Annotated in this window: 19 protein-coding genes and 1 pseudogene; 7 read left to right on the forward strand and 13 right to left on the reverse strand. The window is 71.1% G+C overall.

What is annotated here, in order from left to right:
* Window positions 1-107 precede the first annotated feature (107 nt).
* The 4 genes from LY41_RS12675 to LY41_RS12690 form a co-directional block, all read right to left on the reverse strand.
* The gene (locus tag LY41_RS12675; protein ID WP_253864181.1) at window positions 108-1,301 is read right to left on the reverse strand and encodes an N-acetylmuramoyl-L-alanine amidase; all 1,194 of its coding nucleotides are present in this window, start codon (window positions 1,299-1,301) and stop codon (window positions 108-110) included.
* Between the two features lie 283 nt (window positions 1,302-1,584).
* The gene (gene trxA / locus LY41_RS12680) at window positions 1,585-1,908 is read right to left on the reverse strand and encodes a thioredoxin (protein WP_253864182.1); all 324 of its coding nucleotides are present in this window, start codon (window positions 1,906-1,908) and stop codon (window positions 1,585-1,587) included.
* 68 nt (window positions 1,909-1,976) lie between these two features.
* On the reverse strand, window positions 1,977-2,978 hold the full coding sequence (trxB, locus tag LY41_RS12685) for a thioredoxin-disulfide reductase (protein ID WP_253864183.1): 1,002 nt from the start codon (window positions 2,976-2,978) through the stop codon (window positions 1,977-1,979).
* A 171-nt stretch (window positions 2,979-3,149) separates the two neighbouring features.
* Window positions 3,150-4,373: a Cmx/CmrA family chloramphenicol efflux MFS transporter gene (locus LY41_RS12690; RefSeq protein WP_253864184.1), complete on the reverse strand. Its 1,224-nt coding sequence runs from the start codon at window positions 4,371-4,373 to the stop codon at window positions 3,150-3,152.
* A gap of 80 nt (window positions 4,374-4,453) precedes the next feature.
* On the opposite strand from LY41_RS12690, the gene LY41_RS12695 reads away from it, so the two are divergent.
* On the forward strand, window positions 4,454-5,047 hold the full coding sequence (locus LY41_RS12695) for a TetR/AcrR family transcriptional regulator (protein ID WP_253864185.1): 594 nt from the start codon (window positions 4,454-4,456) through the stop codon (window positions 5,045-5,047).
* A gap of 126 nt (window positions 5,048-5,173) precedes the next feature.
* On the opposite strand, the gene LY41_RS12700 is transcribed toward LY41_RS12695, so the two are convergent.
* From LY41_RS12700 to LY41_RS12725, 6 genes are all read right to left on the reverse strand, one after another.
* The gene (locus LY41_RS12700; RefSeq protein ID WP_253864186.1) at window positions 5,174-5,968 is read right to left on the reverse strand and encodes an RsmA family anti-sigma factor; all 795 of its coding nucleotides are present in this window, start codon (window positions 5,966-5,968) and stop codon (window positions 5,174-5,176) included.
* On the reverse strand, window positions 5,965-6,576 hold the full coding sequence (gene sigM / locus LY41_RS12705; protein ID WP_253864187.1) for an RNA polymerase sigma factor SigM: 612 nt from the start codon (window positions 6,574-6,576) through the stop codon (window positions 5,965-5,967). Before sigM ends, LY41_RS12700 begins: the two co-directional genes overlap by 4 nt.
* A 150-nt stretch (window positions 6,577-6,726) precedes the next feature.
* On the reverse strand, window positions 6,727-8,283 hold the full coding sequence (locus LY41_RS12710; RefSeq protein WP_253864188.1) for a protein kinase family protein: 1,557 nt from the start codon (window positions 8,281-8,283) through the stop codon (window positions 6,727-6,729).
* A gap of 91 nt (window positions 8,284-8,374) precedes the next feature.
* Entirely contained in the window at window positions 8,375-10,150 is a 1,776-nt protein-coding gene (gene murJ / locus LY41_RS12715) for a murein biosynthesis integral membrane protein MurJ (protein WP_308292251.1), read from the reverse strand.
* A 1,507-nt stretch (window positions 10,151-11,657) separates the two neighbouring features.
* The gene (locus LY41_RS12720) at window positions 11,658-13,865 is read right to left on the reverse strand and encodes a DUF6049 family protein (protein ID WP_253864189.1); all 2,208 of its coding nucleotides are present in this window, start codon (window positions 13,863-13,865) and stop codon (window positions 11,658-11,660) included.
* A gap of 99 nt (window positions 13,866-13,964) precedes the next feature.
* Window positions 13,965-14,456 carry an NUDIX hydrolase gene (locus LY41_RS12725; RefSeq protein ID WP_253864190.1) on the reverse strand — a complete coding sequence of 164 codons (492 nt, stop codon included), beginning with the start codon at window positions 14,454-14,456 and terminating at the stop codon, window positions 13,965-13,967.
* A 158-nt stretch (window positions 14,457-14,614) separates the two neighbouring features.
* On the opposite strand from LY41_RS12725, the gene LY41_RS12730 reads away from it, so the two are divergent.
* The gene (locus LY41_RS12730) at window positions 14,615-16,054 is read left to right on the forward strand and encodes a CCA tRNA nucleotidyltransferase (protein WP_253864571.1); all 1,440 of its coding nucleotides are present in this window, start codon (window positions 14,615-14,617) and stop codon (window positions 16,052-16,054) included.
* A 154-nt stretch (window positions 16,055-16,208) separates the two neighbouring features.
* Here LY41_RS12730 and LY41_RS12735 read toward each other — a convergent pair whose 3' ends face one another.
* Window positions 16,209-18,119, reverse strand: coding sequence for a TNT domain-containing protein (locus LY41_RS12735; RefSeq protein ID WP_253864191.1), 1,911 nt, complete (start codon window positions 18,117-18,119; stop codon window positions 16,209-16,211).
* 371 nt (window positions 18,120-18,490) lie between these two features.
* Here LY41_RS12735 and LY41_RS12740 point away from each other — a divergent pair, with 371 nt between their 5' ends.
* Window positions 18,491-19,072 carry a YqgE/AlgH family protein gene (locus tag LY41_RS12740; RefSeq protein ID WP_253864193.1) on the forward strand — a complete coding sequence of 194 codons (582 nt, stop codon included), beginning with the start codon at window positions 18,491-18,493 and terminating at the stop codon, window positions 19,070-19,072.
* A gap of 93 nt (window positions 19,073-19,165) precedes the next feature.
* Here LY41_RS12740 and LY41_RS12745 read toward each other — a convergent pair whose 3' ends face one another.
* Window positions 19,166-19,900 carry a MerR family transcriptional regulator gene (locus tag LY41_RS12745; RefSeq protein ID WP_253864194.1) on the reverse strand — a complete coding sequence of 245 codons (735 nt, stop codon included), beginning with the start codon at window positions 19,898-19,900 and terminating at the stop codon, window positions 19,166-19,168.
* A gap of 26 nt (window positions 19,901-19,926) precedes the next feature.
* Between LY41_RS12745 and LY41_RS12750 the strand changes: the two genes are divergently transcribed.
* The 4 genes and pseudogenes from LY41_RS12750 to LY41_RS12765 form a co-directional block, all read left to right on the forward strand.
* Window positions 19,927-20,391 (forward strand): DUF6194 family protein, encoded by a 465-nt coding sequence (locus LY41_RS12750; RefSeq protein WP_253864195.1) that lies wholly within the window; start codon window positions 19,927-19,929, stop codon window positions 20,389-20,391.
* 153 nt (window positions 20,392-20,544) lie between these two features.
* Window positions 20,545-21,009, forward strand: a complete 465-nt coding sequence (locus LY41_RS12755; protein WP_253864196.1) for a PNPOx family protein — start codon at window positions 20,545-20,547, stop codon at window positions 21,007-21,009.
* A 215-nt stretch (window positions 21,010-21,224) separates the two neighbouring features.
* Entirely contained in the window at window positions 21,225-21,707 is a 483-nt protein-coding gene (locus tag LY41_RS12760; protein WP_253864198.1) for a MarR family winged helix-turn-helix transcriptional regulator, read from the forward strand.
* Between the two features lie 58 nt (window positions 21,708-21,765).
* Window positions 21,766-22,233 (forward strand): annotated as a pseudogene (locus LY41_RS12765) (MFS transporter); the annotation flags it as partial.
* Window positions 22,234-22,379: 146 nt separating this feature from the next.
* Here LY41_RS12765 and LY41_RS12770 read toward each other — a convergent pair.
* Window positions 22,380-22,805 (reverse strand): SdpI family protein, encoded by a 426-nt coding sequence (locus LY41_RS12770; protein ID WP_253864572.1) that lies wholly within the window; start codon window positions 22,803-22,805, stop codon window positions 22,380-22,382.
* Between the last annotated feature and the right edge of the window lie 5 nt (window positions 22,806-22,810).

Consider the following 22,810-nt stretch of genomic DNA (forward strand, 5'->3'; position numbering starts at 1 on the left):
GTCACCGTACCGAGTTATCCACAGTTCTGTGCACAACTGACGTGGTTATCCACAGGTTGGCAGTGGCTTGTGCACAGTCACCTGTTCGGCGCCCACCGGGTCCGGGTCTACTCCGCCTTGGCCAGTTCGTGGGCGAGGACGTCGGCGAAGGTGAACGTGCCGGTGGGCTGGTCGCCCTCCCCGAGCAGATACAGCCGCTTGACCGAGATGAGGATGCCCTCGGCGACCACGTCGCGGAACGCCGGGTCGGAGAGCCTGAGGCGGTCCTGCCCGTTCGTCAGGTAACCGATCTCGACACGGACCGCGGGGCAGCGGGTGCGCGTGAAGATGTCCCACGTCTTGGGGTGGGTGCGGCAGTCGCGCAGCCGGGTGCGGGCGGCGAGCTCGCGCTGGATATAGCCGGCGAGCAGCTCCCCGACGGTGGACGTCGTGCCGTTGCCGGTGCCGAAGTGGAAGCTCGCGACGCCCTGGGCGTGCGGCGAGGAGTTGCCGTCGCTGTGGAGCGACAGGAACAGATCGGCGCCCGCATCGTTGGCGAACTGTGCCCGGTCGGCCTCGGAGGGGCCCTGCGCGGGCCCGCGGGAGATCAGCGCTTCCATCCCCGTGGCCTTCATGCGCCCTTCGAGACGGCGTGCCAGGTCCCAGGCGATGTCCCGTTCGGCGACCCCGTCGACCTCGACTCCCGGGTCGTCGCCACCGTGACCCGGGTCGATGACGATGCGTTTGCCGCGGAGCCGCGGCCCGGCCTGCCGCACCTGTTCCTGTTCGCGCAGGAACACCGGACGGCCACCCCGCGCACGCGGCGACAGCTGTCGCAGGGCACGCACCGTTGACTGGCCGCAGATGCCGTCGACGGTCAACCCGTAGTCGCGCTGGAAGTTCCGCAGGCCGCGCTCGGTCTGCGGTCCGAAATGCCCGTCCGGCCTGCCCGCGTCGTAGCCGAGCTCGGTGAGGCGCTCCTGCAGGGAGAAGACGTCGTCCCCGTGAACGGGTGACGAGACGAGATAGGCCAGCGGGCGGCTGCCCAGGTGGTAGCAGGATCCGCGGAGCGCACGGTATGTCGCAGGACCCACCACGCCGTCGGTGATCAGGCCGCGGTGCTGTTGGAACGCACGGACGGCGTGTTCCGTCCGTGCGTCGAACACGGTGTCCGCCCCGGCCGCGCCGTGGGCGGCGACGCCCGTGCCGGGGTCGCCGTGCGCACCGTTCGCGCCTGAATCCGGGAGCAGATCCAGGCTGACCAGCATGGACCTGATGTCGGCGACGTCCGGTCCGCTGTCGCCGCGGCGGAGTACCCGCATGCACTCCTCGCTCTACCTTGGGCATCCGACCGGCGGGCGGATGCCCGCCCGATCCGGTGCTCGATGCTGTGCAAACCAATACAGGGCGCGAGGCCCTGCGCCTGACTATTGTGCCTTGTGCCTACGCGCCGAGCGCGCCAGGCCCGTCCCGATGAGCCCTTCACCCGGGTGACGGTCCGGGCGGCGCCGTGTGACGCGTACCGGACGAAAAATGCGAAAAGCCCGGGACGCGGATTCTCGCCGGTCCCGGGCTTTCGCCTGCGTGCGCGTGTCGACGTCCGGGTCAGAGCACTTCCGACAGGTCGTCGAGCAGAGCGGCCTTCGGCTTGGCGCCCGTGATCTGCTTCACCGGCTTGCCGTCCTGGAACAGGATCAGCGTCGGGATCGACATGACCTGGTAGTCGCGGGCGGTGTTCGGGTTCTCGTCGATGTCCAGCTTGGCGATCCGGATCTTGTCGGGGTGCTCGGCCGCGATCTCCTCGAGCACCGGGGCGACCATCTTGCACGGGCCGCACCAGGTGGCCCAGAAGTCGACGAGCACGGGTTTGTCGTTGCTGAGCACGTCGTCGGCGAAGCTGCTGTCGGTCACCTTCACGGTGTCAGTCATGGTGCCTCTTTCTTTCTCGTCCGGGCCCTACTCGCCCGGCTTGTCCCCGGAAACCGGAATTCGGTCGGTCAGTTGGTGGCGCCGGCGGTGGCATAGCCGCCGCCGACCAGTTCGGAGGTCTCCGCGGCCTCGGCCACGTGAGCGTGCTCGGCGAGCCAGCGCTCGGCGTCGATGGCTGCGGTGCAGCCGCTGCCTGCCGCCGTGACGGCCTGCTGGTAGATCTGGTCCACCAGGTCTCCCGCGGCGAATACGCCGTCGACGTTCGTGTACGAGCTGCGGCCCTTGGTGAGCACGTAGCCCGACTCGTCGACCTCGATCTGGTCGCGGAACAGCTCGTTGCGCGGGTCGTGGCCGATCGCGACGAAGAAGCCCGTCACGTCGAGCGTGGACTCCTCGCCCGTCACCGTGTCCTCGACCTTCAGCCCGCCCACGGTTCCGTCGCCGAGCACCTCGGTGATCTGTGAGTTGAGCTGCCAGCGGATCTTGTCGTTCTGCTGGGCGCGTTCGAGCATGATCTTCGAGGCGCGGAACTCCTCACGCCGGTGGACGATCGTGACGGTCTTGGCGAACTTCGTCAGGAACGTCGCCTCCTCCATCGCCGAGTCGCCGCCGCCGACCACGGCGATGTCGTGCTCGCGGAAGAAGAAACCGTCGCAGGTCGCGCAGGACGACACGCCGCGGCCGAGCAGTTCCTGCTCACCCGGCACGCCCAGGTAGCGCGGCGCGGCGCCGGTCGCGAGGATGACGGCACGGGCGGCGTAGCGCTTGCCGTTCGCGGTGACGTACTTGATGTCTCCGGTGAGCTCGAGCTGCTCGGCGTCCTCGGCACGCAGGTCCGCGCCGAACGTCTTGGCCTGCTCGCGCATCTCTTCCATCAGGTCCGGGCCCTGGATGCCGGACCGGAAGCCGGGGTAGTTCTCGACCTCGGTCGTCGTCATCAGGGCACCGCCGAACTGGGACCCCTCGAACACCAGCGGCTCGAGCTGTGCGCGGGCCGCGTACACGGCCGCGGTGTACCCCGCGGGACCCGACCCGACGATGATCAGGTTCCGAACGTCCTCTGCAGCCACTGGTCTCCTCCGCTTCGATAACGCCTGACACCGGGTCCAACAGAATCGTAGGTGCGTCTGTTCCCGCCATCGGCGGTGCCCGCATGTGACGGGGCTTTCGCCGGGTGTCCTCCCGCGATGTGGACGGCCGGACCCACTGGTGACCGTGCGCGTCCACGCGGCAGCCCGTCGCTACCGTGCCGCGCTCGGCTCCTGCCGAACGACGTGCTCTCGCGTGCGCGTTCGACGGCGGGCGCGGGCGCGCAGGACGAGGTCCCAGGCCCAGAGCAGGAGCGCGAGCCCCGCGACCGCGGCGCCGACGGCCGGGATCGCCGGGTAGGCGTGGCCCGCCGCGAGAACGAGACCTCCGATCCAGGGGCCGAGTGTGATGCCGACGTTGAACGCGGAGACGTTCCCCGAGAAGGCGAGCGTGGGTGCGTCGGGGGCGATGGACATGAAGCGGGAGTTCAGTGCCGGGTTGGTGCCGAACCCGAGCAGGCCGAGTGCCATCACGCCCGCGACGGTCACGCCCGCGTGGTGTGCGGTGAGGGCGAGTAGCAGGGACGTCACCAGTAGCCCAGTGAAGCCGATGCCGAGGATTGCCCTGGGGTAGCGATCGGCCGTCTTTCCGCCGATCGCGATGCCGATGAGGGCACCGAGCCCGTAGCCGAACAGCACGGCAGGCACCCACGCGGAGTCGATGCCGGTGGTTTCGATCAGCATGGCGGCCAGGTAGGAGAAGGTGCCCAGCAGCGCGGTGGTCGCGACCGCCGTCATCGCGTAGGACAGCCACAGCCGGGGTGGCCTGAGCCCGCGCAGTTCCTCGCGCACGCTCGGCGGGTTCTCCGGGTGGAGTGGAGGAACCGAGGCGATGATCGCGACCGCGGCGGCGGCCGAGAGGGCCGCGACCGCCCAGAAGGCGCCGCGCCAGCCCAGGTGCTGCCCGATCCAGGTGCCGGCGGGCAGGCCGAGCACGATCGCGATCGTGAGTCCTCCCGCGACGATGCTCATCGCCTGTCCGCGCCGGTCGGGCCCGACGAGCGCCATCGCGGTGCTGCCGCCGACGGCCCAGAATCCCGCGTAGGCGAAGGCGCCGACGAACCGCATCGCGAACAGCAGCCCGTAGCTGTCGGTCAGGGCGCTGACCACGTGGCTGAGGACGAACGCGGCCAGGAACACGAGTAGCGCGGAGCGCCGGGGCCAGCGCAGGGTCAGCACGGCCAGGACCGGTGCGCCGACGAGCATGCCGAGTGCGAATGCGCTGATCAGCCACCCTGCCGCGGGGATCGTCACCCCCAGATCGGCCGCCATCTCCGGCAGCAGGCCGGCGAGCATGAGTTCGCTCGTGCCTTGCGCGAAGATCCCGAACCCGATGCCCCAGATCGCGAGCGGTATCCCGCCGCGCTTCGCCGTCATTACTCGCTCCTTTTTGTATCGATCGCTATTTAATAGGCGACCCTAGCATGTTGTGTATCGACCGATATAAAATGAGGGGCATGACTTCCACCACGACGCGCGGACGTCCCCGCGGATTCGACCGCGACGCGGCGCTCGATCAGGCGATCCGCCTGTTCTGGCGCAAGGGGTACGAGGCGACGTCGGTGCGCGATCTCAGCGAGGAGCTGAGCCTGCGGCAGCCGAGCCTGTACAACGCGTTCGGCGGCAAACACGCGCTTTTCGAGGAGGCCGTCGGCGTATACGACCGTCGGTACGGCGGTTTCATCGATGCCGCTCTGGACGAGGAACCGACCGCCCCGCAGGCGATCCGGCGCATCCTTGCCGAAGCCCCGGCCCGGTACACGCGGGAGGGGCTGCCGCGTGGCTGCCTCGTCGCGGCCGGAGACCAGGGCACCGACGACGAGCGGATCCGCACCACGCTGTCACGGCTCCGGGAGCAGAAGACCGACGACATCCGGCGCAAGATCGAGACGGACATGACGGCAGGGCGGCTGGCCGGCAGCATCGACGCCGCAGGGCAGGCCGGCTACGTGATGGCCGTGCTCAGCGGCCTGGTGCAGCGGGCGCGTGACGGCGCACCCCGACGTGAGCTCGAGCAGATCGCCGGTGTCGCGAGCGTGGTGCTTCCCTGACTGCGGCCGGGACGGAACAGCGAACAGGCCCGCCTCTCACCTGGAGAAGCGGGCCTGTCGTGTTGTCTCGAGGATACGGGGCTGGGCCGGGTGCTGCTCGGCCGCCTGCTGCTTGTCCGCTGCTGCTCAGCCGCCCGCGCCGACGACCCGGTCGAGTACCGGAGCCGAGCTGCAGTCCGGGCTCACCGCGACCATGCGGAACTGGGCGAGCTCGCCAGTCGTGTAGAGCGCCAGCACGGCTTCCTCACCGTCGATCGTGACCGGGCGCACCCCGGCCGGTTCCTTGTTCGTGTCGGCGCCCGCCGCCTGGACACAGGCGTCGAAGCGGCTCCTGGTCTCGAGCGGGCCGTAGTCACGCATCGTCTGGATGTCGTCGATCGCCGAGGTCAGGTCGCCGTCGTCCGTCGTCAGCGCCAGCGGTCCGGAACCGTCCGACGGAGCGCCTGCGTCACTGTCGCCGGACTGCTCCGACGGTGCCGGCTGTGCGACGCCGGATGTCTCGTCGCCCCCGCCGAGATTCGGCACGACGATCGCGACCGCGGCCACGACAGCGGCGGCCACCGCGACGAAGCCGGCCGCCATGCCCTGCTTCTTCCGCCTGCTGCGAGCACGGTCGAGGCTGACGACGTTCGTGCCCGCGTCCTGCTGCTCACGGGTGCGCTGCTCGTCGGCGAGTGCCGCGTCGATCCGCGCCGCCACGTCGGCGGGCATCGGCTCGGCCGGTTCGTCCTGGAGCGATCCCAGGTCGGCCTGGGCCGCTTCCAGCGCCTCGATGACGGCTCGCGCCTCCGGGTCGGCGTTGACGCGAGGCCACAGCTCGGCCGCTTCGCTCTCGCTCAGCGCACCGGCGTGCAGATCGGCGAGCACGTCGACAGACACGGAACCGTCGGCCCCGCCATTCCCCCTGAACTCGTCCGTCATCGTCGTCCCTCCCCGTGTTTGCTTTCGTAAGTTGGGACGCCGCCTTCCTCTGCCGGGTTCCGCAGATGGCCGAGAAGTTTCGCCAGTTTGGAGCGACCTCGCGCACACCTGCTCTTCACCGTGCCGTCAGCGATGCCGAGCATCTCCGCAGTCTCCGACACCGAGTATCCCTCGACGTCGACGAGCACGATCGGGGCGCGCTGGTCCTCCGGTAGCCGGTCGAGCGCGTCCTTGATGACCAGCGACGTCTCGCGTTCGGCCATCGAGTCGCGGGGGACGGCCGGTTCCTGGTGGCCCTCCTCGGGCAGCGGCACGGTGGGCTTGGCCTGACGCCTGCGGATGCGATCGAGGCACGCATTCACCACGATCCGGTGCAGCCAGGTTGTGACCTGCGACTCGGCACGGAAGTTCGACGCCGCGCGGAAGGCGGAGATGAACGCGTCCTGCAGGGCGTCGGCGGCTTCCTCCGGGTCACGGACCGTGCGCAGGGCGACGGCCCACATGCGGTCTCGGTGTCGGCGTACGAGCTCGTTGAACGCATGTGGATCGCCGGCGGCGTGCGCCTTGATCAGATCCGCATCCGTGGGCTCGGCGGTGGGCGCTGTCACCCGGATGAGATTACTAAGGAGCGTCACGGCGCGAGCAGGCCCTGCGCGGATCGTCCGGGTGAGATCGCTGTGCCGGGACTGTCGCCGCGTCCGCCGTCACCGTGTCAGGAGCTCTCACGGCGGCCTCTCACGGCGGGCACTCAAGCGGGCTCAGCCCGAGGGCAGGAACTTGACCTCGCCGAACTCCGACGTGAACTCGGGCTCCTGGCCGGACAACGTCGTGACCCACACGACCACGTACGTGCTGTCGACCGGCTGGTCGAGCGAGATCATGGTGTTGACGTCCTCGAGCGTGCCGCGGCCGACGATCTGCGTGTCGTCGAGTGGGGCCTCCGGCGAGCCGGCGGTGCGGATCTCCACCTCGGTGCCGGGGCTGTCGGCGATGACCCGCACCTTCGACAGGTCGATCGGCTCGTCGAACGTCGCAAGGAGGCCGACGCCGGGCTTCAGCGCGGGCAGCTGCTGCTTGTACAGGTCGGTGCGCCACACGGTGGCGGGGTCGCCGTCGACGGCCCTCGGCGCGTCCCCGGGGCTGTCGCCCTCGCCCTCGGGGTTGTAGACGGTGATCTCCGACGGCTGCACCGGCTTGCCGGTCTGCGCCTGCTGGTTGCCGTTCCCGCCGTCGCCGCCGTTGCCACCGTCGCCGCCGTTCTGATCGCCGCCCTGCTGTTGGGATGGCGGATCGGCGAGGTTGACTGGCGGGCCGGAGCTGTCGCCGTCGTCCTGGAAGAAGTTGATGGCCATCATGCCGAGCCACGCGAGCACGGCGACGGCTGCGCACACCAGTGCGGTGACGCCGAGTGCGAGCTTGCGGCGGCGTGCCTTGTCCTTGGACGGCTTCTTCGTGGTCCACACGCTGCCGTCGGGCTCGGCCGGTTCGGCGGCGGCCTGCTTGGCGCGTTCGGCGGCCTCTGCGGCGTTGTCGAGGGCCCGCAGGATCGCCGCGCTGGTGCGGATGCCGCCGTGGTCGCCGTCCTCGATGGTGCGCACCGACAGCGCCGACAGCTCCTGCGGCACGCGGGGCTGCAGCGACTTCGCCGGCACGATCCTGCCGGTCGGCGACTTGGGCGCGGGCGGCAGCGCGGGCGGGCCGCCCGGCAGCGCCCAGCGGCCGGTGAGCAGCAGGTACAGCACCGAGCCGAGTGCCTTGACGTCGTCACGCAGGGTGGCGTCCGGCAGTGGGCCGGGGAACGCCAGCCGCAGCCTGCCGTCCGGCGTGAGCCGGAGCCGCTGCGGGTGGTCGATCCCGAGCACCAGGCCGGACTGGTGCGCCTGGTCGACCGATTCGGCGAGGGCCCGCACCATGCGAACGGCCGCGCCCGGTTCGACGGGGCGTTCGGCGACGAGGTCGATCAGGTCGGTTCCCTTGGTCCATTCGGCCACGACGATGCCCAGCAGCCCCTCCGACGAGGAGATGCCGCTGCCGAGGGACAGCACGTCGAGTACGCGGGCCACGCCGGGATGCTCGAACGTCGCGGCGTGCGCGGCGCGTTCCAGGGTGCGCCTGCCGAGGAGAGCGGCTTCGGGGTCGGCGGGATCGCCGACCAGCATCGTCAGCGCGACGTCGCGGCGGAGCTGCCCGTCGCGCGCACGCCACAGGTGCGCCCCCGCGCGTTCGTCGATGCCGAACTGCGCGAGCAGGCGGTAGCGGCCGTCACCGACGACCCCGCCGGGCGCCAGCGCACCACGCTGCGCTCTCGTGCCCATCCGGCCTGACCCCCTAGGTTTGGCTCTCGCTCTCGGCTGTCTCAAGAAGAGGGTACGTGAACACGAAGTGCGAGGGCGGTGTCTTCCGTCGCTAGCCGCGGCCGAGCAACCGGGTGACTCTCCTGGTCACCGGTGCGAGCTCATCCACCTTGAGCGCCATCAGTACCCCGAACGAGACACCCATTCCGACGATGCCCTGCAGGATCAGCGTCACCCAGGCACCGCCGATCGCCCCGAAGAAGTCCGGAACCAGCATGCCGGCCGCCGCCGCGGCGGCCGCGCCGAGCACGCTGGCGACGACCGTGAACAGGATGACGCCCACCACACGCTTGCTGCGCAGGTTGCCCAGCTTCACCCACAGCCACACCTGCCCCAGGACCGCGCCGACGACGAACACCAGCGAGTTGACCATCATCACGCCGAGTACGACGTGGGTCGGCGACAGCAGTGCCTGCGCCAGGTACAGCAGCGGGATCTTCACCGCTGTCATCACGACCATGATCAGCGTCGGCGTGCGCGAGTCCTTCATCGCGTAGAACACGCGCATCTGCAGCATCACCAGCGCATACGGCAGCAGGCCGAACGCCGACACCGCAAGCGCTTGCCCCAAGCGTTCGGCGTTCTCGACCGAGCCCTTGCCCAGCGCGAACAGCGCCACACCGATCGAGGTGCCCGCCACGGCCATGACCGCCGAGACGGGCAGCAGCATCAGCGTCGTCAGCCGCGAGCCGTAGGACAGGTCGCCGACGAGCCTGCGGTGGTCGCCGTCGGCCGCGGCCCTGCTCATCTTCGGCATCAGCGCGGTCAGCAGCGAGACGCCGATGACGCCGTAGGGCAGCTGGAACAGCAGCCACGCGTTCGAGTAGATCGACGCGCCACCGGCCGCGCCCGCGGTGAGCACGCGCGTGTTGATGACCATGCCGATCTGGCTGACGACGACGTACCCGAGGATCCACGCCGCGAGCCCGCCGAACTCCTTCAGCCGCTCGTCGAGGCCGAAGTTCCACTTGAACCGGAATCCCGACCGGCGCAGTGCGGGCACCAGGAACAGCGCCTGCGCGGTCATCGCCGTCAGCACGCCGAGCCCCAGCACGAGCACCTGTGGGTCGCTCATGCTCGTCGGCACGATCGTCGGATCGCCGGGGACCAGCGCGAACGCGATGATCGTGGCGATGATGACCATGTTGTTGATCACCGGGGCCCACTGGGCGGGCCCGAAGATCTGTTTGGCGTTGAGCACCGCCGACAGCACCGCGAACAGTCCGTAGAACAGCAGGCCCGGCAGCAGCAGGTACGCGAACCACGTCGCCAGCTGCGGATTCGCCGCACCCGAGTCGTCCATCAGCAGCGACGTCAGCCACGGCGCGGCCGCGGTCGAGACGATCGTGCCGATACCGAGGATCGTGATCGCCATCGTGATCAGGCGCTGCGTGTACGACTCGCCGCCGTCCGGATCGTCCTGCGACCGCACGAGCAGCGGCACGACCACGCTGGTCAGCACGCCGCCGAGCAGCAGCTCGTTGATGATCAGCGGCATCGTGTTGGCGACCGTGAAGGAGTCGTACAGCACGCCGAGCGTGGCCACCCACGCCAGCAGCACCTTCCACAGGAACCCCGTGATGCGGCTGGTCATGGTCGCGATCGCCATGCGGCCCGTGGCCTTGGCCAGCGACTGCTTCTTCGCCGCGGGCTGCGGCTCGGCCTCGGGTTCGGCGCGCTCGTCGACGCCGACCGCCGGGATCCGTTCGCCGATCTCCGTGTGCCGGGGACCGTCGAGGATCCGCGGCATCATCTGGGTCGCGAGCTCGTCGTACGGACCCTGCACGTCCGGGTCTATGCCCGGCCAGCGCGCCGAGCGCGGCGGGATGTAGACCGTCGCGTCCGGTTCGTGCGGCGGTGCCGGGCGTCCCTGCGGCCCGCGCGGGGCCGGCCGGTCCTGCGGTGGAAGGCCGCGGTCCCCGCCCTGTGGCGGGCGTGCAGGGTCGCCGGGACCGGGCCCGCCCGCCTCGGCGGGCCTGTCGGTCTCGCCGGACCCGCCTGCCGGGCCGCTGCCCTGCCACGGGCGCACCGGACCGCGCCGCGTGGCCTCGGGCGGTCTGCCGCGGCGTGGCGGCTTTCCGCGCGGGTCGGGCGGGAGCGGTTCGTCCGGTGGCGGCCACCGGTCCGCGGGCGGTGGTGGCGGTGCCGGGGCCGCGTGGGGTGACCTGCCGGGATGCGGTTCGGGTGGCCGCCCCTGCGGTGGGCGGTGCTCGGGCGGGTGCTGTTCCGGAGGTGGCGGCGCAGGCCGGTCACGTCGGGTGCGGTCAGGCGGTGGTGCCTGCCTGCCCTGCGCCTGCGGCGGACCGGGCGGCCCCGCAGGACCGCCCGGTCCCGGGGCCTGCGGACCCGCAGGCCGCCCGCGCCGCTGCGGCGGTTCCTGTCCGGCCCGGGGATCGGCCGGTGGCCTGCCGGCGGGTGGGCCCTGCGGTGCTTGCGCTCCCTGCGGAGGCGTTCCGGGTGCGGGCGTTCCCGGCGGCGGTGTTCCAGGCGGAGGAGTTCCCGGAGGAGGCGGCGGTGGACCGCGACGGGGGCGGCGTTCGCCGTCCGGGGGCGGCGGCATACGCCGGTCGCCGGCCTCGGGGGCACGGCGACCGTTCCGTTGCGGATCGTCCGGTCCGGCGGGTGGCTGTGGCCCGCCGGGAGCCGGTGGCCCGGCGCCCGGCGGCGGGGCCGTGCCCGGTGGCGGGGCAGGACGGTCCCCGCGTGGATGCCGGACCTCGCGTGCGTGCGGATCCCCGTCGTGGGGGTCGTGGTCGCGAGGTTCGCGCCCCTGAGCTTCTCGACTCCGCCGGTCTCGACCGCGCGGTTCCTGGCTGCGCGGTTCTTGGCTGCGCGGTTCTTGGCCGCGTCGTTCGTGACTGCGCGGCTGTCGATTGCGGGGTTCGGGACCGCGCGGTTCGCGACTGCGCGGTTCGCGACTGCGCTGTTCGGGGTCGCGCTGTTCGGGGTTTCGGGGTTCCCTGCGATGGGCGTCGGGGCCGTCCGGGTCGACGGCACGCGGATCGGCCCCGGGCCGCTCCGCAGAGTCACCCGGCCATTGCATGGCGTCATCCCCCTCGGATGCTGCAGGCCCCCCTGGCCTCGCCGGTCCTCCCGGCCCGCCCCCTTCGGGTGGCCGGCCCGGCTGTCTGTCCAACGCGTGCCCCATCAACTCGGCGTCAAGCTCGGTTCAGGGTAATGCGCGCAGCGGTAAAACTCAGGTCGCGTGGAGAGTGTTTCGGTGAGGCTCATGGAGCGGCGGGCGCCGGTTCCCGGCGACGGCGTGCACCGAGCGTGACCCCGTCAGCGGCGACCGTGGTCCGGGTGACCGAGTCGAGGGGAGCCCGCGGCCACTGTCAACTGCGCTGTGAAGCCGGATCGCCGTCGTCACCCCGGTGCCTGAGCCTGCGGACGATGCGCCTGCCCGCCAGCAGCACCAGCGCCACGCCGGCGACGATCGTGATGACGACCGTCACGGTCGAGAGTTCCGTCGAGCTGAGCTCGAGTTCGGCGGGTTCGCCGAGGGACGTGCCGCCGGGTGTGGTCAGCGACACCGTGATCTTGAACCGGCCCGACCGGAGCGTTTCGGCAGGTACCTGCGGGCTGAACGTGCTGTTGGCCGACAGCGTCTGCACCGGGATGTGTGCCGGGCGCAGGCCCGCGATGTTCTCCAGCTGCAGCCGCACGCGAATCTGCACCGGCAGGTCGTTGCTGACGCTCACGGGCAGCGGTGCGGACTCGGACCCGCGCAGCACCGGCTGGGCCAGCGTCGAGACGGTGACGCGCCCGGTCAGGTCGGTGAGCTGGTTCTCGGCGCTGCGGGCCGCAGCCATCGCGGCGTTCGGGCGGACCGTCCAGGCGGACGAGGTCGCGCGGATCACGGCGTTGTGCAGCGGTCGCAGCAGCCGGTCAGGCGGAACCTGCCGGGTGGGGTCGACGCGCATCGCGCGGCCGAGATCGGCGGTCGTGGCTTCGGTGGCCGACAGCGAATCGAGCAGATCGCCCTCGAGTGCCGCCGCGGCGGAGCCGTCGCCGGGTTCCGGTGATCGTGCCGCGTCCTGCGGCGGGGCGGCCAGCACGTCGTCGAGTGTCGTCGGGGTGAGCATGTTCGCGCCCTGCAGCCGCGCGTAGGCGTCGAGGAACGCGGTGAGCTCGCCGGTCGTGGCGCTGATCCGCCGCGGCGGTGCGATCACCACCGGACCGCCGGTCTGCTCGCCGAGCCCGCCGCGCAGCGCCAGCGCCGCGATGCCGTTCTGCGTGGCGACCTCGGCGTCGTTCACCGCGGTCAGCCGGTTGCCGCGTGGCTTGCGCCCGGTCAGCGCCGCCGACACGAGCGGGTCGTACGTCAGCGTCTGCGCCTGGTCGGTGGCCGAGACGCGGCCGATCTCGTCGGCGGTGGCCGACGCCGCGGGCGGCGTGACGAACGTCCGCGCACCGGCCTCGGTCGCCGCCGCCATCGCGTCCTTGTCGAGCGCACCGGAGGGCCACACCACGCCGGGCCGCGGCTGCACCCCGGTTCGCCGCAGGATCGACGCCTCGCCGCCGACGGCCATGCGCGTCAGGTCGGCCTCGGCGTCGACCTCGGCGAGCGTTCCCAGGTCGGCATCGGCGTAGGGCATCTGGATGACGCAGTGCGACGCCACGAGCGAGCGGAGCTTGCCGAGCCAGTTGCGGGCATCCTCGGCACCCTGTCCTTCGACGTCCTCGCCGGTGGTGCGCACGCGATAGCCGCCGGTCATGGCCTCGACGGTGTCGAGCAGTTCCGGGTCGATGGCGAAGCACATCGAGCCGAACAGGGCGGAGTCGTCCTGCTTGGCCAGTGCGGATTCGACCAGCGCGTCGAGGCGGCCGCCCGGGGCGAGCGCGGTGGCGAGGCCGTCGTCGGCGAGCACGATCGTGTTGTCGTGGGGCTGGGACACCACTCGCGGGCGTGTCGCCGTGATCGGCCACAGCAGCGTGCTCCGCGCAGAGGTGGTTTCGCTCGACGGGTCGATCACCGGCAGCAGCAGGTTCATCGACGCCAGCCGCGCCGGTCCGCCGTACTCGGGCGTGCCGTTGACGTTGACCAGCAGTGGATAGATACCGGGATTGGTCAGTGGCAGGTCCGTGGCCGGAACGTCGAACCGCACGGGCGCCGACTCCCCCGGTGCCAGCGCGTCGGCGAGCGTGGCCCACTCCGTCGTGCCCGCCTCGGCGGGAGGCGGTTGGGTGACGGACCGCCGGAACGCCGACGCCGTCGGCACGGCCTGGCCGACCTGCAGGCGTGCCACGACACCGGAGACGTCACGGTCGCCGGTGTTGGTGACCGTGCCGGTGACCCGTACGCGAGTCCGGTCCGCCTGCGGTGCGGTGAGGATACGCGGCGAGAACGTGTCGATGTCGAGTTCGAGCAGGTCGGGGCCGCTGAGCCGCTGCGCCGGATCCGGCTGTGATCGGCCGGGCTGCAGGTGTGCGGCCCCGTCGGCAGCTGCGGTGGCCGGTGAGGCTGCGGCGGCCGGTGCGGCGAACAGCCCCTGCGTGAGGAGGAAGGCCAACGCCAGCGCGAATGCGCTGAACCTGCTCACTGCTCGCCGCCTCCGTGCCTGTCCGTGCCTGCCCGCGTGCGTGTCCGCCCCGGGTACCGCCGCTCGTCCGCGGCAGCAGGCCCGCGACAGCGGGCCCGCCTAGTCGAACAACTCCCGTGCTTTGCGCACGAGCTTGCGCTCATCGGTGTAGGCGAGCCGTGAATCCAGTTCTTCCAGCGGGACCCAGGCCACCTCGGTGACCTCCAGGTCGTCGTCGGACAGCTCGCCGCCGTGTGCCTCGAGGAGGAAATGATGCACCGTCTTGTGAATCCGCCTGCGCTCGGCCACGAACCAGTAGTCGATCGAACCCAGGGGGCGGATCACCTGCGCGACGATGCCGGTCTCCTCCCGAACCTCGCGTACGGCCGTCTCCTCGACGGTCTCACCGTCCTCGATGTGGCCTTTCGGCAGGGACCACAGCAGGCGGCCGTGCCGGTTCAGCCTGCCGATGAGCGCGGCGTGCGTGCGCGCGTGATCGACCACGAGACCACCTGCTGAGGTCTCGTCGACAGTCGTCATGCGCCGCCCGCGCCGGCGCCGCGGTCGGCGCCGTGGTGTGGCGTCACCGGAGCGACCGGCCGATCCAGGCATGCTGCGATGCTAGATCACATCCCGGCGGCGGTAGGCTGGCTTGCTGTGTCCGTGTTGAACCCGATCGCCCGCCCTGCCGCGGGTGCCGCAGACGTCGCGGAGGTCGCGCAGGCGTGAACCAGGCCGCCGTGAACACCACAGAATCGCAGCTGCGAGCCATGAAGGAGGCGCAGCGCAACGCCGTCGCGGAGTTGCTGCGGGTCTCCCCCGTCGCCGACGAGCTGGCCACGAGGTTCGCCGACGCGGGCCACCGGGTGTACCTGGTCGGGGGGAGCGTCCGGGACGCGCTGCTCGGCAGATTGTCGTCGGATCTCGACTTCACGACCGACGCGCGGCCGGAGACGATCCAGCGGCTGGTCTCCGGGTGGGCCGAAGCCGTGTGGGACACGGGCATCGAGTTCGGCACGCTCGGCGCGGCGAAGGGCGGCGTGCAGCTGGAGATCACCACGTTCCGCGCCGACGTCTACGACCGGGTGAGCCGCAACCCCGACGTGTCGTTCGGGGACACGATCGAGGGCGACCTGGTGCGCCGCGACTTCACGGCGAACGCGATGGCCATCGAACTGTCGACGAAGACGTTCGTCGACCCGCACGGTGGTATGGCGGCCCTGGCGTCGGGGCTGCTCGACACTCCCGCGACGCCCGAGGAGTCGTTCGCCGACGATCCGCTGCGGATGCTGCGCGCGGCACGGTTCGTGGCGCAGCTGGACTTCACGCCGTCCGACCGGGTGGTCGCGGCGATGCGGGACATGGCGGGTGAGCTGGAGCGGATCACCGCCGAGCGGGTGCAGGCCGAGCTGTCGAAACTGCTGCTCGGGAAGGCGCCGCGACGAGGGCTGGAGCTGATGGTCGACACCGGGCTCGCCGACGTCGTGCTGCCCGAGGTGCCCGGCATGCGCCTGGCGATGGACGAGCACCACCAGCACAAGGACGTCTACCAGCACTCGCTGACGGTGTTGGAGCAGGCGGTCGACCTGGAGACCGCGCACGAACCGACGTCGGAACCGGATCTGGTGCTGCGGCTGGCGGCACTGCTGCACGACATCGGCAAGCCGGACACGCGCAGGTTCGAATCCGGCGGTGGCGTGAGCTTCCACCACCACGAGGTCGTCGGCGCCAAGATGGCGCGCAAACGCTTGCGCGCGCTGCGGTACTCCAAGGAGATCGTGCAGGACGTGTCGCAGCTCGTGTACCTGCACCTGCGGTTCCACGGCTACGGCAAGGGCGAGTGGACCGACTCGGCGGTGCGTCGGTATGTCAACGACGCGGGCCCGCTGCTGACGCGGCTGCACAAGCTCGTGCGCGCCGACAGCACGACGCGAAACCGGCGCAAGGCCGCCGCGCTGCAGCGCACCTACGACGACCTCGAGAGCCGGATCGCGCGGATCGCCGAGGAGGAGGACCTGAAGCGGGTGCGCCCCGACCTCGACGGCAACGAGATCATCCGTGTCCTCGGCGTGGAGCCGGGGCCGATCGTCGGCAAGGCGTGGAAGCACCTCAAGGAACTGCGCCTCGACCGCGGTCCGCTCGACCACGACGAGGCGGTGGCCGAACTCCGCCGCTGGGCCGCCGACCAGGGCATCGACCCCGCCGGCTAGCGGGATCCCGATCCCCGCGTCAACCCTTCCCCCCGTCCGGCCCATGCCGTGAAGTGCCCCCAAGGGCACCTTGGGGGCGTTGAGTGCCCCGAAGGTGCCCTTGGGGGCGTGAAGATCACCGGGAGGGTGGGTGCGAAGGGGCCGTTCGTGGCGGCTACACGCGCTCCAGCGCGCCCGATTCGACGTGGGCACCGACGGGGTTCGGCAGCAGGTAGGCGACCGCGCCGCCGGGCAGCGGCCCCCACGGGGACGTAACGCCGGTCAGCACGTGCACCGGCCGCTTGACGACGAACGTCCGCAGGTCGCCCTCGCGTTCGACCGGCAACGACGTCTCGGGGAACGGCGTCCGGTCCGGGTGCAGCAGGTTGCCCTGCTCGCCTCCGAACCGCCGCAGTCGCATCCCCACGGGCAGCGTGACCATGCGCTTGTTGCGGAAGAACGGCAGCGGTGGTTCGCCGCGCACCGGCTGGATCGGCCAGTCCGTCGGGTGCTGCTGCTCGGCCGACGTGCCGGCGCCCATGCGGCCGGGCAGCAGCAGCAACGCTCCGAGCAGAGCTTCCGCGGCGTCGTGCACGCGCGCGAAGTGGCGCGGTTCGACCGGCACCCCGTCCGCATAGCGCGCGACCTCCCAGCCGTCGACCGCACGGTGCAGGCACCACGCGTCGTCGGCGGTCTCGCCGATGCGGAACGCCGAGTCGGCGATGCCGTGTTCGGCGAGCCGCAGCCGCAGCGCCGACAGCACCTCCGATGCCCGCAGCCGCCTCGGTTCCTCACCGCGCTGCACCTTCGTCACGGTGCTCGGTTCGGCGACGTCCTCCGGCGCGCGCGGCGGCCGGGGTTTGCCCAGCAGGTCGGCCTCGGCCGTGGCGCGCACCGACCGGCTCGCGTACGGCACGGTGTACTGCTTCGCCCTGATCGCATCGAGCAGGTCCTGCTCCGGCGGGACGCCGTACTTGCGCAGGTAGTGCGGTACGGCTGCGGGCCAGACCCACGTGCCGTCGGTGTGGAACGCATCCGGCACGTCGTGCGGCGCCCCCTGCGGGGCGAACAGGTCCCTCAGTCCGCCCTGCCGGGCGAGCACCACCGGGGCGCGGAACAGGTACCCGAGCACCCGCGGGATTTCCTCCTGCGGCAGTGGCGGCCGGTTGACGACCGGCTGCTCGCCCTCGCCGCCACCGCTGTCGACGATGTGCGCATGCCGGAACTCGACGTCGAGCGGCTTGCCCGCCTTGGCCGCGAGCCACGGCGGCGGGTCCTTGCGCGGGAAGTACTCCAGCTCGGCGTCGTAGGTGCGCGCCGTGCGCCTGCCAGCGGGCGGCAGCTGCCACTGCGGTTCGCCCGTGGTGTCGTAGTCGAAATCGAAGTTGCGCTCCGGGTCGAGCGCGTACGTGCCCTGGAACCAGGTGCCGTCCTCGGGCGTGTACATCGCCGACCGCAGCTGCGACATCAGCTGGCCGAGCTGCGGCGGGGCCGACAGCGACACCGCGGTGTCCTCGCCGGCGTCGGCCTTGACTTCGAGCTCCGAGTAGTCGCCCACCTGGCGGAACTGTGCGGCCACCCGCTGCCACCCCGACGGCAGGAAGCCCAGCAGCGTCTGTCCGATGGCCTTGAGCAGCGGCTGGACCTCGCCCGTGCCCGGTTCGGTCCGCGGCGCGTGGGCGGCGGCGAAATCGTGCCGCTCCTGCCACAGCGCGGTGATCGTGTCCGGGTCCTGCACGCGGGTGGTGAAGTCGGTGAGGCCGAGATCGTGGGCGCGCTGCTCGTCGGTGCCGGTCCAGCGGAGGATCAGTTCACCGTCGTCGGACGTGGGCTCGACGAGGTACGGCTCGTCGTCCCGGAGACAGTAGGTGTGCAGCGCGAACGTCGCGGGCGCCTCCTCAGCGGGGACGACCTTGCCGCGGGTGCCGCGGGCCTCGGTGTCGAACTCCTCGGGCGCGTCCTCGCCCGCCAACGGTGTCAGCAGCACGCTGGAATCCGTGGTCGAACGCTGTGCGCGAAACATCTGCCCGTTCCACAGCGCATACAGCGCGTCCGGACGCTCCGCCACTTCGACTCGATGTCGCACGCGTTCCTCGCCCCCTCGCCTCGGTCTTCGCTCCGGTCCCCACCCGCAGTTCGCGCGAGTTTTACTGTAACCACACCCGTCGGGCTCGTCCGTCCGGCCACGGGAGCGTGCTTTCCGATGTCGCTCGCGTTCGACGGACACGGCGGTTCGATGGACACGGCGGTTCGACGGACACGGCCCGGTCCCAGTTCGTCCCCAGTGCACGGCCGGCATGGTCCGGACCACTCTCCCGGCCTCACCTTAACGGGTTAGCCGTGACGGTGAGGCCCGGTTCGCTCACTTACAGCAAGTTCCACGCGAGGTCCAGAGGGACGTTGGCGACGCCGCAAACATCCCCTCCGTTCCCGTGGGGCACCCAGGTGGGTGGGATCATGGCAGACGTGCAAGCGGACTCCGAGGTGGAACCGGGAACATTGCTGGTCGCCGCCCCCACGATGTTCGACGACAACTTCCGGCGGACGGTGGTGTTCGTCATCGATCATCGCGACGAGGGCACGCTCGGGGTGGTGTTGAACCGGCCGAGCGAGGTGCCGGTTGGCGAGGTCCTGCCCGGTTGGGGTGCGCACGTCGTCGAACCGGAGTCGGTGTTCGTCGGCGGTCCGGTGGAGAAGAAGACGGCCCTGTGCCTGGCTGCCCTGCGTACCGGCGAGGACGCGTCGGACCTCGAAGGGCTCATCGCCGTCCGCGGACCCGTGGCGCTCGTCGACCTCGATGCCGATCCCGACGAACTCGTCGCCAAGGTCCGCGGCATGCGCGTGTTCGCGGGCTACGCGGGCTGGGACGCGGGACAGCTCGCCGCGGAGATCAACCGCGGTGACTGGCTGATCGTGCCTGCATTGCCCGGTGACGTCCTGGCCACGCCGCATCGCGATCTGTGGGCGCACGTCCTCCGCCGCCAGGGCCTGCCGACCGCCCTGCTGGCCACCCACCCCGGCGACCTGCAACTCAACTGACCCCGGCGAATGCGTCCGTGTCGCGCTTGTCGGGGACCGTGTTGCACCCGCGTGTTCTGCACCCGCGGCGGCTCCGACCGGCGCGTCGGTACCTCATCCCTGCTCCGTGTCCCCGAGCAGTGCCGCGACGTCGGCGCCCGCCGAGACCAGAGTCACGGTGCGGCGCGCGATGTCGGTCAACCGCACTTGCAGTGCCTGAATGGGGGCGTCGACGTCGCCGAGTTCGCGGACGGCGTCGAGGGTGCCGCGTACGGCCGGGATGCCGTAGCCCGCAGCGCGCAACGCGACCGTGATGCGTGCTTCGCGAATGGCTCGCTGGGGATACCGCCGCGCGCCGTACGACGTCACTCGCTCCGGTAGGACCAGCCCTTCGCGCTCCCAGAACCGCAACGTCGAGGTGCGTACGCCGAGCGCCTCCGCGAGCTCGCCGACCGACATCGCGTCGTTCGGTGTCTCCTCCGCATGGGGATCGGCCTCGATGCGAATCGCCCGGAGCGCGGCGATCGCGTCCAGTGCCCGGGTGCGCAGGCGGGCCAGGTCGACGTGGAAGGCGCTGACGACGGCGGCGGCCTCGTCGAGCGGCAGGGTGCGGAGCTCGCGCAGGGTGCGCCGTGCGACGACGGGGCCCATCGCCGCCGCCAGCCCGCGGTAGGCGCGCAGCGCCACGATGTGCTGCCGGCCGAAGCGCCGGTAGTTGTTCGGTGCCCTGGTCGCCGGTGGGATCACGCCGAGACGTTCGAGGTCGCGAACCTGCTGTGGGCTGTATCCCGAGGCCGAGGCGACTGCCACCGTGGTCAGCGGGCGATCGCCGGTCGTCGAACCCTCCATAAGCACTTCAATAACAGACTTGAGCCATGACCATCGACGACATTCTCGGACTGGCCCGATCCCTGCCCGGTTCGCTGGTGCTCTCACCGGAGCCGGGCGGCGAATATCCGGAGATCGCGTGGGGCGACCACTTCTTCTACTACTCCCCGGACGGGCGGGTTCCGCAGCGCATACAGCCCTACGCCACGATCGTCACGAAGAACTATCCCGGAGACGAGGCGTCCCGGCTCGACGTCGACGGACGGTGGCGGATCAACGTGCACGTCACCCGCGAGCGGTTCGCGCACCTCATCGGACAGCAGGCGGCCGCTGTGGACTTTGCGGGCGTCGACCTCGCGGCGACCGACACGGTGCTGCCGCATCCGGTGTACGCGCGCACCGGCCTGGTGGCCGTCGTCAATCCGGGGCAACGGACGCGCGATCTTGTCGCCGACCTGCTGCGCGAGGCCCATGACCGTGCCCTGTCCCGCGCGACCCGGCACGCCCCGTAGCCCGCACGCTCCGTAAACCCGCACACCCGTAGCTCGCACGCCCCGTAGCCCGCACGCCGGGATTCGTGCTCGGCATCCCGGGATCGGCCCCCGCCGCCGGTGATCGGGCCTTCGAGCCCTGCACCGGCGAGGGATACGCCGTACGGTTGGGTGATGCGTCGTCTGCTGCTTGTCGTCCTCTCGGTCCTGGCCGTTGCGCTGGGTGCATTCGTCGTCGGGATGCGCCGTAAATCGCCGGTCCTGCAGGATCGCCTCCGGCAGTTCAGCAAGCGCGTCATGACGCCGGTCGTGCTCCCGACCGCGGGCAATGCCGGACAGGGCAACGGCGTGGTGCACCACCGCGGGCGCACGAGTGGCCGCGAGTACGCCACGCCGGTGACACCGATGCCCGTCGCGGACGGTTTCCTCATCGGGCTGCCCTACACCGCGCGCGTCGACTGGGCACGCAACATCCTCGCCGCGGGCGGGGCCACGGTGGAGTTCGACGGCGCGAGCCACGAGGTCACCGACCCGGTCGTCCTGTCCTACGAGGAGGTCGCCGGTCTGCTACCGCGCAGCGTTCGGCTCGGGGCCAAGGTCTTCGCGCTGAACGAGTTCCTGCGGGTCCGCGCGGTGTAGCTTCCGCGTGGCGTGGCCGGCCGCGGGTCGTGAGGTCGCCGGGTCACGACGTGCTCCCTGCCGCCGTGCGGGTCGTTGCTGTGTGGGTCGTTGTCGTGCCGGTCGTTGCTGTGCCGTGCCGGTCGCTGTGCCGTTCTTAGTCCTGTCGGCTGCCGCCGCGCCGGTGCGGCCATCGGACCTGACAGTGCTTATATAAGTGCTGTTACGATCGTGGAATGGCCGATGAATCCGACCCCACGGAACTGGACTTCTGGCGCCCGCTGCGACGGCTGCGGGATGCGATGGACGCCGAGATCGTGCGGCTCTACGCCGAGCGCGGCGTCGACGTCCGGCCGAGGCACACGATGCCGCTGATCCGCCTCGGCAGGCGCGGGCCGATGACCATCCGCAGGCTTGCCGAGTCCACGGAGGTCACGCATTCGGCGATGAGCCAGACGGTCGCCTCGCTTCGCGGTGACGGCCTGGTCACCACGCGTCCCGGCGACGACGCGCGCACCCGCGTCGTCGAGCTCACCGACGCCGGCCGCGAGCTGTTGCCGTTCCTCGAGGCCGAATGGCGAGCCACCGAAGAGGCCGCCGCCGAGCTCGACGCCGAACTGCCCTACTCCCTCACCCGCGTCGTCGAGGACATGACCGCCGCTCTCGAACGCCGATCGTTCCGCGACCGCATTGCGGACCGCCTGACGGACGTCCCGTGAGCGCGGCGGCTCCGCGCACGCCTCGGATCTCTGCCGAACCGCACCGTGTGGCCGGGTCATGAGCCTGCTCGGCGCGCTCGTCGATGTGCGGCCGCTGCGAGCCAGTGCGAACTTTCGCAGGCTGTGGATCAGCACGTCGGCGTCGACCCTCGGGCAGCAGGTCGCCGTGGTGGCGGTGCTCGCGCAGGCGTGGGCGCTGACGGGCAGTTCGTTCGCGGTCGGCGCAGTCGGGCTGGCGCAAGCGATCGGCATGGTGGTGTGCGGCCTGGTCGGCGGTTCGCTGGCCGACGCCCTCGATCGGCGACGGCTCGTCCTGTTCACCACGATCGGGCAGACGGCGGCGGCGACACTGCTCGCCGCGCAAGCGCTTGCGGGAGTGCGATCGTTCGCGTTGATCTTGGTACTGGTCGGTGTGCAGGGTGCACTGGCGGGGCTCGGGGCGCCCGCCCGGCGGACGTTGGCCGTGAAGCTCCTCTCGTCCGGGCAGCTCAGCGCGGGGCTGGCGCTGTCGAGTCTGAGCTTCCAGGCGGCGGGCTCGGCTGCGTCGCGGGCCTGTGCGTGCTGGCGCTCACCGACCGCCCGTTGCGGACCTTCGAACGCCCGTGACGTTGCGGTACTGAATGCCCCGAAGGTGCCCTTCGGGGCATTCGACGCCGGGGACGATGCCGGGGACTACGCCTCGTCGGCTTGCGCAGCTGCAAGAGCGCCGCAGCCGCCTCCGCCACAGGCACAGCCGCCGCACCCCGCGGGCTCCGGTGCGGGCTCGGGCACCGTGAGCGCCGCCCGGTGTCCCAGCGCACCTCCACCCGCGACGAGCGCGAACATGCCGACGAGGCCGATCACCACGGCGATCACGGTTCCCCAGACGTTCGGCATCACGAATCCGGCCACGCCCGCCAGCACGCCGACGGCACCTGCCACGACGGTCGGCAGTCCGGCGACCCGGTTCGCCACCCGGAACGCCTCGTCGCTGCGCAGCGTCGCCCGCGTGCGCACGCCGGCCCCGCGGTCACGGGGCAGCTTCTCGCGCAGGCCGAGGGCACCGCCCCAGCCGACCAGGATGCCGAGGACTGCGGGAATCAACGAGGCGACGATCACGACGG

This window comes from Prauserella halophila (genome assembly GCF_024171895.1).
Taxonomy (GTDB): domain Bacteria; phylum Actinomycetota; class Actinomycetes; order Mycobacteriales; family Pseudonocardiaceae; genus Prauserella; species Prauserella halophila.

Excerpts from the sequence above, each read along its gene's own strand:
- LY41_RS12725 (WP_253864190.1), bottom strand. The coding sequence starts at position 14,456 with ATGCCTGGATCGGCCGGTCGCTCCGGTGACGCCACACCACGGCGCCGA.
- LY41_RS12695 (WP_253864185.1), top strand. The coding sequence starts at position 4,454 with ATGACTTCCACCACGACGCGCGGACGTCCCCGCGGATTCGACCGCGAC.
- LY41_RS12760 (WP_253864198.1), top strand. The coding sequence starts at position 21,225 with ATGGCCGATGAATCCGACCCCACGGAACTGGACTTCTGGCGCCCGCTG.
- LY41_RS12745 (WP_253864194.1), bottom strand. The coding sequence starts at position 19,900 with ATGGAGGGTTCGACGACCGGCGATCGCCCGCTGACCACGGTGGCAGTC.
- LY41_RS12675 (WP_253864181.1), bottom strand. The coding sequence starts at position 1,301 with ATGCGGGTACTCCGCCGCGGCGACAGCGGACCGGACGTCGCCGACATC.
- LY41_RS12700 (WP_253864186.1), bottom strand. The coding sequence starts at position 5,968 with ATGACGGACGAGTTCAGGGGGAATGGCGGGGCCGACGGTTCCGTGTCT.
- LY41_RS12710 (WP_253864188.1), bottom strand. The coding sequence starts at position 8,283 with ATGGGCACGAGAGCGCAGCGTGGTGCGCTGGCGCCCGGCGGGGTCGTC.
- LY41_RS12740 (WP_253864193.1), top strand. The coding sequence starts at position 18,491 with ATGGCAGACGTGCAAGCGGACTCCGAGGTGGAACCGGGAACATTGCTG.
- LY41_RS12690 (WP_253864184.1), bottom strand. The coding sequence starts at position 4,373 with ATGACGGCGAAGCGCGGCGGGATACCGCTCGCGATCTGGGGCATCGGG.
- LY41_RS12730 (WP_253864571.1), top strand. The coding sequence starts at position 14,615 with ATGAAGGAGGCGCAGCGCAACGCCGTCGCGGAGTTGCTGCGGGTCTCC.
- LY41_RS12750 (WP_253864195.1), top strand. The coding sequence starts at position 19,927 with ATGACCATCGACGACATTCTCGGACTGGCCCGATCCCTGCCCGGTTCG.
- LY41_RS12755 (WP_253864196.1), top strand. The coding sequence starts at position 20,545 with ATGCGTCGTCTGCTGCTTGTCGTCCTCTCGGTCCTGGCCGTTGCGCTG.
- trxA (WP_253864182.1), bottom strand. The coding sequence starts at position 1,908 with ATGACTGACACCGTGAAGGTGACCGACAGCAGCTTCGCCGACGACGTG.